General features: G+C 71.5%; 9 protein-coding genes. All 9 read left to right on the forward strand.

All coding sequences use genetic code 11. The features are described from left to right. The first annotated feature begins 123 nt into the window (after positions 1 to 123). The 9 genes from JG616_RS04295 to JG616_RS04335 all read left to right on the forward strand — a co-directional run bounded on the left by JG616_RS04295 (position 124) and on the right by JG616_RS04335 (position 14,667). Positions 124 to 1,500 (forward strand): pyridoxal-phosphate dependent enzyme, encoded by a 1,377-nt coding sequence (locus JG616_RS04295; protein WP_199391769.1) that lies wholly within the window; start codon positions 124 to 126, stop codon positions 1,498 to 1,500. 83 nt (positions 1,501 to 1,583) lie between these two features. Beyond that, positions 1,584 to 2,780, forward strand: coding sequence for a cystathionine gamma-synthase (locus tag JG616_RS04300; RefSeq protein ID WP_199391770.1), 1,197 nt, complete (start codon positions 1,584 to 1,586; stop codon positions 2,778 to 2,780). Next, a complete protein-coding gene (locus JG616_RS04305) occupies positions 2,777 to 3,751 on the forward strand; it encodes a hypothetical protein (protein WP_199360212.1) in 975 nt (324 codons plus the stop codon). The genes JG616_RS04300 and JG616_RS04305 overlap by 4 nt, the downstream gene beginning before the upstream one ends. Then, the gene (locus tag JG616_RS13775) at positions 3,748 to 6,033 is read left to right on the forward strand and encodes a glycosyltransferase family 2 protein (protein ID WP_199391771.1); all 2,286 of its coding nucleotides are present in this window, start codon (positions 3,748 to 3,750) and stop codon (positions 6,031 to 6,033) included. The genes JG616_RS04305 and JG616_RS13775 overlap by 4 nt, the downstream gene beginning before the upstream one ends. Then, entirely contained in the window at positions 6,030 to 8,339 is a 2,310-nt protein-coding gene (locus tag JG616_RS04315; RefSeq protein WP_199360214.1) for a glycosyltransferase family 2 protein, read from the forward strand. Before JG616_RS13775 ends, JG616_RS04315 begins: the two co-directional genes overlap by 4 nt. 43 nt (positions 8,340 to 8,382) lie before the next feature. Next, complete coding sequence (locus tag JG616_RS04320; protein ID WP_199391772.1) at positions 8,383 to 8,922, forward strand: hypothetical protein; 540 nt, start codon at positions 8,383 to 8,385, stop codon at positions 8,920 to 8,922. 27 nt (positions 8,923 to 8,949) lie between these two features. Continuing rightward, a complete protein-coding gene (locus JG616_RS04325) occupies positions 8,950 to 9,798 on the forward strand; it encodes an ABC transporter permease (protein ID WP_199360216.1) in 849 nt (282 codons plus the stop codon). Continuing rightward, on the forward strand, positions 9,788 to 11,164 hold the full coding sequence (locus tag JG616_RS04330) for an ABC transporter ATP-binding protein (protein WP_199360217.1): 1,377 nt from the start codon (positions 9,788 to 9,790) through the stop codon (positions 11,162 to 11,164). Before JG616_RS04325 ends, JG616_RS04330 begins: the two co-directional genes overlap by 11 nt. Further along, on the forward strand, positions 11,161 to 14,667 hold the full coding sequence (locus JG616_RS04335; protein WP_199360218.1) for a glycosyltransferase: 3,507 nt from the start codon (positions 11,161 to 11,163) through the stop codon (positions 14,665 to 14,667). The genes JG616_RS04330 and JG616_RS04335 overlap by 4 nt, the downstream gene beginning before the upstream one ends. Positions 14,668 to 14,702 lie beyond the last annotated feature (35 nt).

The raw sequence follows: 14,702 nt of genomic DNA on the forward strand, positions 1-14,702 counted from the left end.
TGTCGCGGGCGGCGGCGTCCTCCTCGTCGGGCGCCGCCGCCCGCGCCGCCACTCCCCGGCCGGGCCCGGGATGCGGCGGGCGATGCGATAATCGGCGTCTCTTTCGCCGACAGGCACCACCGCATGCCCATCCACGATTCCGTCCTCGGACTCATCGCCAACACGCCCATCGTCCGGGCGCGCAGCCTCGACGCCGGTGTCTGCGAGCTGTACTTCAAGCTCGAGAGCCAGAATCCTGGCGGGTCGATCAAGGACCGCATCGGCATGAGCATGATCGAGGCGGCCGAGGCGCGCGGCGACATCAGGCCCGGCGACACCCTGGTCGAAGGCACCGCCGGCAACACCGGCATCGGCCTGGCGCTGGTGGCCCAGCAGAAGGGCTACAGGCTCATCCTGGTGGTCCCGGACAAGATGAGCCGGGAGAAGATCTTCAACCTCAAGGCGATGGGCGCCGAGGTCGTGCTGACCCGTTCCGACGTGGCCAAGGGCCATCCCGACTACTACCAGGACCTCGCCGCGCGCATCGCCAGCGAGACCCCGGGTGCGTACTTCATCAACCAGTTCGGCAACCCGGACAACCCGGCCGCGCACGAGACCGGCACCGGCCCCGAGATCCTGCGCCAGATGGCCGAGGTCGGCGGCGTCGACGCGGTGGTCTTCGGTTGCGGCAGTTCGGGGACCATGAGCGGCCTGTCGCGCTGCTTCGCCGAACACGCCCCGCACGTCGAAATGGTGCTGGCGGACCCGGTGGGCTCGATCCTGGCCGAGTACATCAACGAAGGCACCCTGTCGGAGAAGTCGGGGAGCTGGATGGTCGAGGGCATCGGCGAGGACTTCCTGCCGTCGATCTCCGACTTTTCCCGCGTCAGGAAGGCCTACGCGATCAGCGACAGGGAGAGCTTCCTGGCCGGGCGCGAGCTGCTGGCGAAGGAGGGCATCCTGGGCGGGTCGTCCACCGGCACCCTGTTGGCGGCGGCGCTGAAGTACTGCCGCGAGCAGACGGAGCCGAAGAAGGTGCTGGTGTTCGTCTGCGACACCGGCAACAAGTACCTGTCGAAGATGTACAACGACTACTGGATGCTCGACAACGGCTTCCTCGAGCGCCAGCAGCACGGCGACCTGCGCGACCTGATCCTGCGTCCGTACTCGCAGCGCGACACCGTGGTGGTCGGTCCCAACGACCTGCTGGTCACCGCCTACCAGCGGATGAAGCTGTACGAGATCTCGCAGCTGCCGGTGATGGACGGCGAGCGCCTGGCCGGCATCCTCGACGAGTCGGACGTGCTGATGCACGTCTACGGCAACGAGGATCGCTTCCGTGACCCGGTGTCCACCGCGATGGTCAGCAAGCTCGAGGTCCTGGACGTGAAGTCGCCGGTGGAATCCCTGCTGCCGGTGTTCGACGGCGGCAAGGTCGCGATCGTGATGGATCGCGAGCGTTTCCTGGGGCTGATCACCCGGATCGACCTGTTGAACTGGCTGCGCCGGCGGGTCAGCTGAGGGTCAGTCGCGGACCCCTCCAGGGCAGGCAGGCTGCGGTGCCGGTGCTACAATTCGCGGTCTTTTCAAGCGGATATACCGGCATGCGCAAGGATCGTGATCAGGCTGGCGGCGACGCCGCAGGTTGGGGCCACGGGACCCGGGCGATCCATGCCGGACAGTCGCCGGATCCCTCGACCGGCGCGGTGATGGTGCCGATCTACGCGACGTCCACCTACGCCCAGTCCAGCCCGGGCGTCCACCAGGGCTTCGAGTACTCGCGCACCCACAATCCGACCCGCTTCGCCTACGAGCGCTGCGTCGCCGGACTCGAGGGCGGCAGCCGCGGCTTCGCCTTCGCGTCGGGACTGGCGGCGTCTTCCACGGTGCTCGAGCTGCTCGACAGCGGCGACCACGTGGTCGCGATGGACGACCTCTACGGCGGCAGCTACCGGCTGTTCGAACGGGTGCGCCGCCGCAGCGCGGCGCTTGACTTCAGCTTCGTCGACCTCACCGACCCGGCGGCCTTCGAGGCCGCGATCACGCCGAAGACGCGCATGGTCTGGGTGGAGACGCCGACCAATCCGATGCTCAAGATCGTCGACCTCGCCGCGATCGCCGAGATCGCGCGCAGGCACGAGTTGCTGGTGGTGGTCGACAACACCTTCGCCTCGCCGATCCTGCAGCGTCCGCTCGAACACGGCGCCGACCTCGTGCTGCATTCGGCCACCAAGTACCTCAACGGCCACTCCGACATGGTCGGCGGCATGGTGGTGGTCGGCGGCAACGACGCGCTCGCCGAACAGCTCGCCTTCCTGCAGAACTCGGTGGGCGCGGTGCAGGGGCCGTTCGACAGCTTCCTCGCGCTGCGCGGACTGAAGACCCTGCACCTGCGCATGCGCGCGCACTGCGACAACGCGGCCGAACTGGCCGGTCGCCTGCTGGAGCATGCCGGCGTCGTGGACGTGATCTACCCGGGTCTGGAGTCGCATCCGCAGCATGCGCTGGCCAGGCGCCAGATGGACGGCGGCGGCGGCATCGTCTCGGTGCGGGTCGCCGGCGGATACGCGGGCGCACAGCGCTTCTGCGAGCGCCTGCAGCTGTTCACCCTGGCCGAGTCGCTGGGCGGCGTCGAAAGCCTGGTCAACCACCCGGCGGTGATGACCCATGCCTCCGTGCCCGTGGAACGCCGCGCGGTGCTGGGCATCAGCGAGGACCTGGTGCGGTTGAGCGTGGGCGTGGAGGACGTGGAGGACCTGTGGGCGGATCTGGACCGGGCGCTGGCGTCCACCACCCCATGATCCCAGGCGCCGACGCGCGCTCCGAGGCCGCCCCGGCGACCTCGGCCGTGCTGGCCTTTGCGCTCGCCGGCGTGGTGCCCGACGGTGAGGAGGGTCCGCGCCTGCGCCATCGCGTGGCCGGGCAGGGCTATGGTCCTGATGCCGCCGCAGCGACGGATGTCCGGATGGCCGGTGGCGGCGTGCGGCTGCAGTTCGCGCGGCCCGAGGGCTTGATCGATTTCATCCAGCTCGAGCCGGCTGCAGTGCCGGGGCGTTACCGGCTGCTGCGCCTGGCCATTGGCGACGCGCCGATGGTTGACCTTGGCCGCCGACTGATGCTGGCGGTGGAGCGCCTGGACAGTCCGGTCGACGGCGGGGCGTTGTCGTTTTCCAGCGACCTGGATCGGCCGGCGGTCGAATTCGACCTGCGCGACCTGGACTGGCCGGATGGCGCGCTGCTCGAGCTAGTGCTGCGGCGGGATGGCGATGCCGGCCCGTCCGCCGGACTGGGCGAGCTGTGCGAGCACCTCGCCGCGGAGCTGGTGCCCGCACGGGCAGCATCCGCGCGGATGGGGCGGGAGCTCGCCGACGCCGCCGACCGCTTGGCCGCCCTGGTCAACCTGACCGCCGGCCTTGGCGAACGGCAGGCCGCGCATGCCGAGGGGCTGGCCGGACACGTGGCGGGCCAGTCGCGCCTCGACGCCGGCCTGCAGGCGCTGGTCGAGGGGCAGGGACGGCTGGACCAGGCGCAGCAGGCGCTGGCCGGCGCGGTCCAGGCCCTGGACGCGCGGCTCTTGGCGCAGGACGAGGCGCTCGCAGGGCTGGCCGCGCTGGCGCGCGCCGCCGGCAGTCGCGAAGCGGCAGATGCCGCCCACGCCACGACCCTGAAGGCGGTCACCGCGCTGCAGGCAGAGGTCGCGCAGGTGCGGCACGCGGTGGAGAACGTGTTCTGGCGGCGCTGGATGCATCGGCTCCGCGGAGGTGCCCGGTGAACGGGACAGCATCGGCGCGCGCGCCGCGGCGGCTGGAGCTCTCTCCGCTGCACCATCTCCAGGCACTGGGCGCCGGCCGCTGGCGCGCCCTTGGGCACGATCCGTACTTCCAGGCGGCGCTTCCGCCGGAGTGCCTGTCGGGGGGGCTGCTGCGCATCACCGCGCACATCGAGGGCGACGCGCTCGAACGTCCCTGCCTGTATCTCGACCACGGTGGCGGCTGGAGCGAAGCCGGGCGCGTCGAGCTGCATCCCGACGGCCCCGGCGCCTGGACCGCGGTCGTGCATGCCCCGGCGCTGGCTGGGCCGGTTCGCTTCGATCCCAGCGAAACGCCCGGTGCCTTCACCCTCCACGCCCTGCGCGCGGAGCCCGTCGATCCCGCCGCCCTCCTGATCGAGCTGCTCGACCAGGAGGCCCGTGGCTGCCCGGCGTCGGCCGCGGCGGTGATGGCACGCGCAAGAACGCTCGCGGATGGCCCGGGCGGGGCGTCGGCGGCCTGCGCGTGGCTCCTCGACGGGGGCGCCCGCGCGCTGGGCGTGAGCGGCGATCCCTACCAGGCCTGGATCGGCGAGCACGACACCCTCGCGCCCGCCGCGCTCGACGCCCTGCGGCCGATCGCCAGCCGGTTGCCGGTGCGGCCCCTGCTGTCACTGCTGCTGCCGCTTCCGGACGCGCATGGTGCCGAGGCCGCGGCCTGCATCGACGCGGTGCTGGCCCAGGCCTGTCCCGACTGGGAGCTGCTCCTGGTCGGCGGTGCCGGCGCACGGCCACTGGCGGCTGCGGCCCTGGCCCGCAGCCGGCGCGTGCGCTGGATCGAGGGCCGCGCGGACGACGCCGGCGCCTGGAACCAGGCACTTTCGGCAGCGTCGGGAAGCCACCTGATGGTGCTCGAAGGCCTGCCGCGGCTGGCGCCGCACGCGCTGCTCGCCTACTCCGATGCGCTGGGTCGCCGGCCCGATACGGCCCTGGCCTACGCCGACGGCGACCGCCTAGACGCCGACGGCCGGCGCTTCGCACCGGTGTTCCGCCCTGCCTGGAACTTCGATCTCTTCCTGGCTCGCGACTACATCGGCGCTGGCGCGGTATTCGCGCTGGAGCGCGTGCGTGCGGTGGGAGGGTTTCGTGCCGACCACGCCCCCGCGTTGGCGGCCGATCTCGCGCTGCGCTGCCTGGATGCCACCGCCCCGGTGCTGCACCTGCCGCTGGTGCTGGCGCACTGGCCCGACGCCGTGCCGGCCGTGGATGCAGCGGCTGCCGGAGCCGCCCGCCGCGGGGCCCTGGCCGACCTGCTGGGCGAACGCGTCGCGGCCGTGGAGCCGGCGTGGCGCGACGGCGCCCGCCTGCGCTGGCCGCTCCCGGCACAGCCTCCACGCGCCAGCATCGTCATTCCCACGCGCGACCGCGTCGACCTGCTGCGCCAGTGCGTGGACAGCATCATCGCGCTCAGCAGCTATCCCGACTTCGAAGTGCTGGTGGTCGACAACGGCTCGACCGGGCCGGACACGCTGGAGTATCTCGCCACCATCGCGTCGCGCCCGGACGTGCGGGTGCTGCGCGACGAGCGGCCGTTCAACTACTCCGCGCTCAACAACCGCGCGGTGGCCGAGGCCACCGGCAGCGTGGTGGTCCTGGTCAACAACGACATCGAGGTGCTGACGCCCGACTGGCTGGACGAGCTCGTTTCGCAGGCGCTGCGCCCCGGCGTGGGCGCGGTGGGCGCGATGCTCTACTATCCCGACGACACGATCCAGCACGCGGGCGTGGTGTTGGGCCTCGGGGGCGTGGCCGGTCATGTGTACTCGCGCGCGCCGCGAGGCGCCGCCGGTGAAGCCGGCCGTGCCGCCCTGGTGCAGGAGATGTCGGCGGTCACCGCCGCCTGCCTGGCGATCCGCAAGTCGGTCTGGGACGAAGTCGGCGGCCTCGACGAGCAACTTCAGGTCGCCTTCAACGACGTCGACTTCTGCCTGCGCCTGCGCGCGGCTGGCTACCGCAACGTCTGGACGCCGCACGCGGAGCTCTACCACCACGAATCGGCCAGCCGTGGCAGCGAGGACACCGAGGACAAGCTGCGCCGCTTCCATTCCGAAGTGGCCTTCATGGTGGAGCGCTGGGGCGCCGTGCTCGACGACGACCCGGCCTACAGCCCCAATCTTTCGCTGCAGCATGGCGCCGCCAACACGCTGGCCTCGCCGCCGCGCAGCGGTCTGCACGCGTGGCTGCGCCACTTGGGCGCGCGCGCGGCCGACCCCCGACACGACACAGGACGCTGGACTCCACGATGAAGGATCACGACACCGCGCCGCCGGCCCACGGCGGCATCGGCGTGCCGCTGCGCCCGCACAACCACCTGCGCCACCTCGGCGACGACGCCTGGGAGGCGGTCGGCAACGACCCGTTCTTCCGCTGCGAACTGCCGGCGGGCGGGCTCGAGGCCGGGTGGTACGAGGTCGAGCTCGCGCTCGAACGCCTCGAAGGCCCCGAGCTGTGGAGCTTTTTCTACCCCGACTACGGCGACCCGGAACTCGAGCGCCACAAGGTCTTCGTGCCGCTGCGCAGCACCGGCGACGGGGGCATGCGCGCCGTCGTGCTGTTCTCCAATCCGGTGCGCAGCCTGCGCTTCGATCCCGCGCTCGCGGTGTGCCGGTTCCGGATGTCCGGGCTGCGCCTGCGCCGGCTCGGCCGCGCGGAGGCGGCGCGCACGATGCTGGGCTCCCTGTTCGCGGACACGCAGGGGGCGGGCGCGCGGCTGCGCCTGGCCGCGGCGCTCGGCGGCAGCCTGCTGTCGGGTGGGCCGGCGGCCTTCGCGGGCCGCCTCAATGCGCGCTACGCCGCGCCACCCACCGGCGACGTCGAGGTGGGCTACGACACCTGGCTCCAGCTGTACGACGCGCAGTCACCCGAGGCCCTGGACGCCCTGGCCCGGCAGGCCGCGGCGCTGCCGGTGCAGCCGCTGTTCTCGATCATCGTGCCGGTCTACAACACCGAGGAGCGCTGGCTGCGCAAGTGCGTGGACAGCGTGCGCCGCCAGGCCTACGGGCGCTGGGAGCTGTGCCTGGCCAACGACGCCTCGCCCAGTCCGCACGTGCGCCGGCTGCTCGACCGCATGGCCGCCGAGGATCCCCGCATCCGGGTCGTGCACCGCGAGGAGAACGGCCACATCTCGGCGGCCTCGAACAGCGCGATCGGCATCGCCGGGGGTGACTGGCTGGTCCTGCTCGACCACGACGACGAGTTGCATCCGGCCGCGTTGGCCGAGCTGGCGGGCGCCATCAACCGCTTCCCCGAGTGGAAGGTGGTGTTCACCGACGAGGACAAGATCGACGAGCAAGGCCGCCGCTTCGATCCCTACATGAAGTCGGACTGGAACTACGACCTGTTCCTGTCGCACAACTGCATCAGCCACCTGGGTGCGTACGAGGCGGCACTGGTGCGCGAGGTCGGCGGCTTCCGGATGGGCATCGAAGGCAGCCAGGACTGGGACCTTGCGCTGCGCTGCATCGAGCGCCTGGCTCCCGGCCAGGTCGGCCACATCCCGAAGGTGCTGTACCACTGGCGGGCGATCGCGGGGTCAACCGCGCTCGCGCCGCAGGAGAAGGACTACGCCCACCACGCCGGGCTGCGCGCCATCGCCGGGCACCTGGAGCGTACCGGCTCGTCCGGGCGGGTGGAGGACATTCCCGGCCAGCGCGGCAACTACCGGGTGCGCTATGCCGTGCCCGACCCGGCGCCGCTAGTGAGCATCATCATCCCCACGCGCGACCGGGTTGAGCTGCTACGCGCCTGCGTCGACTCGATCCTCGGGACGACCACCTATCCCGCCTACGAGATCGTCATCGTCGACAACCAGTCACGGGAAGCGCAGACGCGCGACTACCTGGCGTCGCTGGCAGGCGAGACCCGGGTGCGGGTGCTGCCGCACGACGCGCCGTTCAACTACTCCGAGATCAACAACCTCGCGGCCGCGGCGGCCAAGGGCACGCTGCTGTGCCTGATGAACAACGACATCACCGTCATCACGCCCAGCTGGCTGGAGGAGATGGTCGGACACGCCTGCCGGCCGGGAGTGGGGGCGGTGGGCGCGATGCTCTACTACCCCAACGACACCATCCAGCACGCCGGCGTCATCATCGGCGCGCACGGCGTGGCCGCGCACGCCTACTCGGGCTACGGCCGCGGCTACCCGGGCCATATGAGCCGGGCGCGCCTAGCCCAGGAGCTGTGCGCCGTGACCGCGGCCTGTCTGGTGGTCACGCGCGAGGCCTACGAACGCGTCGACGGCCTGGACCCGCAGCTCAATGTCGCGTTCAACGACGTGGATTTCTGCCTGCGCCTGCGCCAGGCCGGCTACCGCAACGTGTGGACCCCCTTCGCCGAGCTCTACCACCACGAATCCGCCACCCGCGGCTACGAGGACTCGCCCGAGAAGGCCGAGCGTTTCAACGGCGAAGTGGTCTACATGCGCGATCGCTGGGGCGCGGCACTGCAGTACGATCCCTTCTACAGCCCGAACCTCAGCGTGACCGACACGCTTTACCTGCTGGCGTTCCCGCCGCGCGACTGGCCGGGCGCATTCGTCGCCGACGTGTGACCCGAGCTTCCTGATGCATCCCAACCCACCCCTGGATACCTGCATGGACAAGAAGATTCTGCTGGCAACGGCGCTGCTCGCCGCCGCCCTCCTGGCCGCGTGCGGCGACGAGCCCGTCGGCGCCCCGCCTGCGGTCCCGCCAGCCGCCGATGACACCCGCGCCGCGGCCCCCGGCCCGGCGGCCGTGTGGGCCGAAGCGTTCACCCCGGCGGCGGATGCACTCGCCGCTGGCCACTGCGCCTTGGACGCCATCAACGGCGGCAGCCCGCAGGCGGTGGCCCTGCCGGCCACGGGCAGCGCGCTGTTCGGCGGGTGGGTGGCCGATGCCGCGCTGCAGGTCCCGGCCGATGCCCTGTTCGTCCTGCGGGGCGCCACGGCCAGCTTCGCCGCCCCGCTGTCCGCCGGCAGCACCCAGCGCCCCGACGTGGCCCAGGCGCTCGGCAGCGAGGCGCTGGCAGGTGCCGGCTTCGACCTGTTGCTCGCGCTCGATGGCCTGCCCGCAGGCAGCTACGAACTCTCGGCGGTGGTCGACCGCGCCACCCAGGCCACCTGCAGCTTCAACGCGACGCTGGTCATCCAGTGACCGGTGCACCGAGCGCCGTTCGACCACATGCGTGACGCGCCCTTCCTGGCCAGGCCCCCTGCGCGTTGGAGGCTCCGCGCGCGGGCGCCGTTCTCGGCGCTACTCCAGTACCGGGACCTGACCCGGGAGCTGGTGGCGCGCGACATCCTGGGACGCTATCGCGGCGCCAGCTTCGGCCTGCTGTGGTCGCTGCTCGGACCGCTGATGATGCTGCTGATCTACACCGTGGCCTTCGGCGAAATCCTCGGGGCGCGCTGGAGCCAGACGGCCGATGCCGAGGTGCCGTTCGGGATCGTGCTGTTCCTCGGGATCATGGTGCACGGCTTCTTCGCCGAGTGCCTCGCGCGCTCGCCGCGGCTGATGGTTGACAACGGCAACTACGTCAAGCGAGTCGTGTTCCCGCTGCACATCCTGCCGTGGACGGTGATGCTGTCCGCCGGCTTCCATCTGCTCGCCAACCTTGTGGTGTTCGCGGTGCTGTGCGCGTTGATGGTGGGCACCCTCTCACCGTGGATCGCGCTCGCGCCCGTGGTGCTGCTGCCGCTGGCGCTGCTGGCGGTGGCCACGGGCTGGCTGGTGTCGTCGCTTGGCGTCTACATCCGCGACATCAACCAGGCCGTGCCCGTGGTGGTGACGGCCCTGCTGTTCCTGTCGTCGGCGATCGTCCCCGTGGACGCGCTGCCCGAGCGCTACCAGGCCATCTTCGCGCTCAATCCGCTGACCTTCTTCATCGACCAGGTGCGCGAGGTCGCGCTGTGGGGTCGTCCGCCGGACTGGACCGGCCTGGCCTGGCGTGGCTTGGCCAGCCTGGTGGTGCTTTACGCGACCTACGCCTGGTTCCGGATCAGCAGCCGGGGGTTTGCCGATGTCCTCTGAGGTCGTGGTCCGCCTGCGCGGCATCGGCAAGTCGTTCCCGATGTTCGACAAGCCCTACCAGCAGCTGCTGCACGTGCTTGCGCCGGGCGCGCGCAGGGTCGAGCATTTTCACGCACTGCGCGGCGTGGACCTGGACATCCGGCGCGGCGAGGCGATCGGCGTCATCGGCCGCAACGGCTCGGGCAAGTCCACGCTGCTGCAGATCATCGCCGGCATCCTGCAGCCGAGCACGGGCGAGCTGACGGTGTCGGCGCGAATTGCCGCCCTGCTGGAGCTGGGCGCGGGCTTCAATCCCGAGTTCACCGGTCGCGAGAACGTGCGCATGAACGCCAGCCTGCTCGGCCTCAGCCAGCGGCAGGTGGACGAGCGCATGGATCGGATCCTCGCCTTCGCCGAGATCGGCGGCCACGTCGACCAGCAGGTGAAGACCTACTCCAGCGGCATGTTCATGCGCCTTGCGTTCGCGGTCGCGGTGCATACCGATCCCGACGTGCTGATCGTCGACGAGGCGCTTTCGGTCGGCGACATCTACTTCCAGCGCAAGTGCTTCAAGCGCATCGAAGAGATGCGCCAGCAGGGCTGCACGCTCCTATTCGTGACCCACGCCATCGAATCGGTGCTGCAGCTCTGCGACCGCGGCGTGGTGCTCGATCGCGGCCGGCTGATCTACGATGGCGACGCGCAGTCGGCCGTGAAGCAGTACCTGCGGGTGGTCTTCGGCGACAACCCGGCCGTAAGCGGGGACGCGCCGGACGAGGCGGGCCCCGGAACGGAGGCGGATGCCGCAACACCGCCCGGCGACGAGGCCGCGCTGGAGGAACGCGACCTGCAGCGCTTCCTGGAGGGCGGGGCGCGCGACCAGTTCCACACCCGCCCGGGCTATAACCGCGACGAGACCCGCCTGGGCGATGGCCGCGCGCTGACCGCCGACTGCCTGGTCGTGGGCGGGCACGGCCATGGGCCGCTGGTGCATGGTCGCGAACCCTTCCGCTTGCTCGTGCGCTACCACTTCCGCGAGGCACTGGACAGGCTAATCTTCGGGGTGCGCGTGTGCACGGTGACCGGCTCGGTCCTGTACAGCGCCAACACCCTCGTGTCGACGGGCGAACTCTACGCCTGCGACGCCGGTACCACCGCGATCGGCGAGTTCGACCTGCGCTGCGCGCTCCTGCGCGGACAGTACTTCGTGACCGTGGGCGTGTCGCGCCTCGACGAAGACGGCGTGGAGATCCACGCCATCGACCGGCGCACCGATGCCATCATCCTGACCGTGGCCGGTGAAGTGCGACACGCCGAGGGCGTGGCCGACATGGAGGCGGTGTTCACGCTGGGCGCCGCGACCGGCGGGCTGCGGAGCATGGGATGAGCGGCTGGCCCGCCGGACGCCTGCTGGTGTCGTCGGTGAACGGTGGCGGCGTGTTCGCGATTGTCGACGGCGCCGTGGAGCGCTGGTCGCACGTCGACACCACCGGCATCGCGCTCCTGCCCGGCGGCGCGCTGCTGGCGCGGCAGGCCGAGGGCCGCGCGGAGCTGCGCTGGCTGCGTGGGCGCGACGCGGTGCGCGTGCAGCTGGTGGAGCGTTCGCTGGACCTGCACGACGTGCTCTGGCACGACGGCCGGGTCTACGTCGTCGCGACCCAGCTCAACGCGGTATTCGAGTTCGACCACGCCTTCACTGAGCTGCGCCACTGGGCGCAGCCGGGCGAGGAAGACGCACAGCACGTCAATTCCTGCTGTGTCCACCAAGGCCGGCTGCTGGCCTCGCGCTTCGGCACCTTCCACGCCCATCGGGGCTACAAGGGCGCCACCCGCGGTGCCGGCGAGGTCTACGACGTCGAGACCGGCGAGGTGATGCTGCGCGGCCTGTCACAGCCGCATTCGCTGCTCTCCGATGGCGACCGCGTGTGGCTGTGCGATTCGGAGGCGCGCACGCTGCGCTGCTATCGCGGCTTCGAAGCCGCAGGTGCCTGGCCGCTGGACGGATATGTCCGCGGCCTGGCGATCGCCGACGGCGTGCTGTACGTCGGGTTGAGCCGCAGCCGCAACGCCGAGCCAGGCGCGATTGCGCAGGCATGCGTGGTCGCATTCGACCTGGCGGACATGTCCGAGCTCGGCCGGATCGAGCTGCCCGCCAACGAGGTCTACGACCTCCGCGTGCCCGACGCCGCGGCCATGGACGATCTGCGCGCGGCGGCCTTCGCCGACGCCGTGGCCGAATACGAGACCCAGGTCGACGCGCGGAACCGCGCCGTCGAGGCCGTGCGCCGCGAGGCCGACGCCACCGGGCTTGCCACGGCGCTGCACGAGGCCAACCTGCGCATCGCCGCGCTGGAGGCGACCGAAGCTGCCCAGGCGAAGGCGCTGGCCGAAGCCACGCGTGCCCGGGCGCGTCTGTCAGTGGAGGCGCTGGAGGAGGGCTCGTGGCGGGCGATTCTTGAGGCCGACGCACTCGCCCTGCGCACGCTCGCCGCGGACCAGGCCGCGCTGCTGGCGCGCCAGGCCGAGGCAGGCGGCACCCTCCGCGACGCGTTCGCCCAGGCCCGCGATGCCTACGACGCCCTGGCGCAGCACCACGCCGGCGCCGTGGCTGCGCATTCCGGACGCGAGGCCAGGTTGCGCGACCTGCTCGCGGCGCAGCAGGCCTTCATCGAACAGATCGTGACCAGCCGCAGCTGGCGCTGGATGCGCAGCATGCGCAGCGCCGCGCCCGAGCCACCGGCGATGCCGCAGGGCGTGCTGGATCCGCCTGCCGCGCAGCCGACCGCGCTGCCGCGGTTTCCCGCGGACGACGTGATCGGGGATGCGCCCGCAGCGCAGCCGTCGTCGCTTCCGTCTCCGCCCGCGCGCGCCGACCTGCCGATCGCGGACCTGGCGTTCGATGTGGTGGCCGAGCCCACGGTATCGATCGTCGTGGCCGCGCACGGCCAGTTCGCCGCCACCCGGGCCTGCCTGGAGTCAATCCGCGACGCCGGCGCCGGCGTGCCCTTCGAGGTGATCCTGGTGGAGGACGCCTCGGGCGAACCGGACATGGACCGCTTCGCCCGCGTGCCCGGCCTGCGCTACCACCGCCACCCGGCCAACCTCGGCTTCCTGCGCTCGATGAACGCCGCGCTGCCGCTGGTGCGCGCTGCGTTCGTACACTTCCTCAACAACGACACGCTGGTCACCCCGGGCTGGCTGGACGGCCTGCTCCTGGCCTTCCAGCTGCATGGTGCCTGCGGCCTGGCCGGGTCGCGGCTGGTCTATCCCGACGGACGGCTGCAGGAGGCTGGCGGGATCGTCTGGTCCGACGGCGACGGCTGCAACGTCGGCCGCGGCGGCGATCCCGCCGATCCGGCCCACGCGGCGGTGCGCGAAGTGGACTACGTGTCGGGCGCCTCGATCCTGCTCAGGACGCAGACCCTTCGCGACGTGGGCGGCTTCGACGAGCGCTATGCGCCGGCGTACTACGAGGACACCGATCTCGCTTTCCGCCTGCGCGAGCACGGGATCCGCACTTTTTACCAACCCTGGTCGACCGTGGTTCACCAGGAAGGGCTGTCACACGGCACCGATGCGGGCGAGGGCGGCAAGGCCTGGCAGGCGGAAAACCGCGTGCGCTTCTTCGAACGCTGGGCTGCGATCCTGGAACGCGACCAGCTTCCCCGGGGCCAGCATCCGTTCCTGGCGCGAAGCCGCGCGCAGCGGAAGAAGCTCGTGCTGGTGGCGGACCGCCACCTGCCGCGGACCGACCAGGACGCTGGCTCGCGCGCGATGTGGCAGCTGATGCGCCTGCTGCAGGAACGGGGCTTCGAGCTGAAGTTCTGGAGCCACGCCCCGGACCCGGATCCGCGCGCGCGCGACCTGCTGCTGATGCACGGCATCGAGATCGTCGGCGAGGGCCTCGTCGGGTTCGACGATTGGCTGAACGCGCACGGCGCCTGCCTGGACTACGCGCTGCTGAGCCGCCCGCACGTGGCCGACGCGCTGGTCGACGCGGTGCGCCGGCGATCCAGCGCCCGCGTCGTGTACTACGGACACGACGTGCACCACCTGCGCCTGGCGGCGCAGCACGCGCTGGAACCTTCCCCGGCACTCGGGCGACAGGTGGTCGACATCCGGCGCCTGGAGGAGGGTGTGTGGGCGCGCGTGGACGCGGTGCTGTACCCGGCCGAAGCCGAGACCCGGCACGTGCAGGCCTGGCGTGACGGCCATGGGGCGGCGGTCCGGGCGCTGACCGTGCCGCTGTTCGCATATGGCGGCGTGCCTGAGCGGCTGGGCGAGGCCGAGCGGCTTGGTGCGCGCGATAGCGTGCTGTTCGTGGGCGGCTTCGCCCACGCGCCCAACGCCGACGCCGTGGCCTGGTTCCTGGCCGAGGCCTGGCCGCACGTGCGCGCGGCCTGCCCGGGGCTGCGGATGGTGGTGGCGGGAGCGGACCCCGGGCCGGAGATCCTGGCCTTCGCGGGCCCGGACGTCGAGGTGACCGGCGCGCTCACGGAAGAAGACCTCATGGCCGCGTACGCGCGCGCGCGGGTGGCGGTCGCGCCCCTGCGCTTCGGCGCCGGCGTCAAGGGCAAGGTCCTGGAGTCGCTGCGCCATGGGGTGCCCTGCGTGACCACCACCGTCGGCGCACAGGGCCTGGAGGACGCGGAGGCGCTGCGCGTGGCCGACCAGGCCGAGGCCTTCGCGCACCAGGTCGCAATGCTCGCGGGCGACGACGCGGCCTGGCGCAACGCGTCGGAGGCCGGCCTGGCCTTCATCCGCACGCGTTTTTCCGAGTCCGCGCTGTGGTCGGCACTGTCGACGGTCATGGACGCCACGCCGTATCCCGACGTCGATGCGCGCCTGGCGGCCATCGCCGCAGCGCAGGCCGCCGCGGCCAGGCGCTGACGCACACTGCACCAAAGGGCAGTGCAGCGCCGGTG

Source organism: Luteimonas sp. MC1895 (assembly GCF_016457215.1).
Taxonomy (GTDB): domain Bacteria; phylum Pseudomonadota; class Gammaproteobacteria; order Xanthomonadales; family Xanthomonadaceae; genus Luteimonas.